This window comes from Fusobacterium sp. FSA-380-WT-3A (genome assembly GCF_012843705.1).
In the GTDB taxonomy this organism is placed as follows: Bacteria; Fusobacteriota; Fusobacteriia; order Fusobacteriales; family Fusobacteriaceae; genus Fusobacterium_B.
This window is the reverse complement of sequence record NZ_JABAFQ010000032.1, coordinates 1-1,574: the sequence shown is the minus strand read 5'-3', so window position 1 is coordinate 1,574 and position 1,574 is coordinate 1. Positions and strand designations below refer to the sequence as shown.

The window sequence follows — 1,574 nt, the reverse complement described above, 5'->3', positions numbered from 1 at the left end:
TTCTTTTATTAAATTATACTAATTTTTTTAATTCAGTTGCTACAAATTCTACATGTGGTCCTACTATTACTTGTACTGCAGTAGCACTTGGTTTTAATACTCCAGGTACTAATTTTTTAATTTCTTTATCTTGCACTTTTGTAGAATCTTTAACTTCTAATCTTAATCTTGTTGTACAGTTATCTATTACAACTATATTTTCTACTCCTCCTAATAATGGTAATAATGCTGCTGCTAATTTTGCATTAGATGTAGCTTCTCCTTTGAATTCATTAATTACTGCAGTATCGTCATCTTCTTCTCTTCCTGGAGTTTTTAAGTTTGCTTTAACTATTACTGCTCTAAATATTACAAAGTATACTACAAAGAATACTAATCCTAATACTATTAACATAAATGGATTATTTGCATTTGGGTTACGTAATGATAAGAAGAAATCAACAAATCCTGCTGAGAATCCAAATCCTGCCATCCAATCAAATGATGCTGCTATAAATACTGATATTCCTGTTAAAACTGCATGTAATAAATATAATGGTGGTGCAACAAACATAAATGCAAATTCAATTGGTTCTGTTACTCCTGTAAAGAAACTTGCAAATCCTGCTGCTAACATTATTGATTTTATTTTTTCTTTATTTTCTGTTTTCGCTGTAGTTATAAATGCTAAACAAGCTCCTAATAATCCAAACATCATAATTGGGAAGAATCCTGCTTGATACATTCCTACATGATAACTTCCTTGAATAGCTTCTGGTAATCCATTATAAGCTGCTGCAGGATCTCCCCAGAATCTACCAATATCATTAATTCCAGCAACGTTAAACCAGAATACTGAGTTTAACGCATGGTGTAATCCAACAGGTATTAATAATCTATTGAAAAATCCATAAATTCCAGCTCCTATAGGTCCTAATTTCGCAATAGCAATACCAAAAGAAACTAGTGCTGAATAAATAACTGGCCAAACATATAATAATATGAATGAAACAACTAACATTACTACTGATGTTATAATTGGTACAAATCTTTTTCCACTAAAGAATGCTAAAAATTTAGGAAGTTCTAATCCATGGAATTTATTATATAATTCTCCTGCAACAACTCCACATAAAATTCCTACAAATTGATTGTTAATTTTTCCAAATGCAGGTGATACTTGATCTGCTGGTACTCCTGTCATTTGAGAAACTGCACCAATAGATAATAAAGTAGTAACAACTTCAAAAGCAACTAATCCAGCAAGAGCTGCTGCACCATTTTTATCTTTTGAAAGTCCAAAAGCAACACCAACAGCAAATAATATAGGCATATTATCAATAATAGCTGCTCCAGCTTTAATTAGAAAAGCTGCTAGTTGGCTATTTCCTCCCCAACCAACAGGGTCAATCCAATAACCAATACCCATAAGAATAGCTGCAGCTGGAAGAACTGCTACTGGAACCATAAGAGCCTTACCAATTTTTTGTAGATAAGCGAACATAAAAAACCACTCTCCTTAATAAAATATACTTATTTATAAACTACTATTTAATATAATTATATTATATTTTTTATAAAAAGCAAGTTTTTTT

General features: G+C 31.1%; 1 protein-coding gene. It reads right to left on the bottom strand.

Going from position 1 to position 1,574, the window contains the following annotated elements; all coding sequences use genetic code 11:
* Positions 1-13: 13 nt before the first annotated feature.
* The gene (gene nagE / locus HF862_RS09885; RefSeq protein WP_170187692.1) at positions 14-1,483 is read right to left on the bottom strand and encodes an N-acetylglucosamine-specific PTS transporter subunit IIBC; all 1,470 of its coding nucleotides are present in this window, start codon (positions 1,481-1,483) and stop codon (positions 14-16) included.
* Between the last annotated feature and the right edge of the window lie 91 nt (positions 1,484-1,574).

Coding starts and splice junctions, on each gene's coding strand:
- nagE (WP_170187692.1), bottom strand. CDS start 1,483: ATGTTCGCTTATCTACAAAAAATTGGTAAGGCTCTTATGGTTCCAGTA.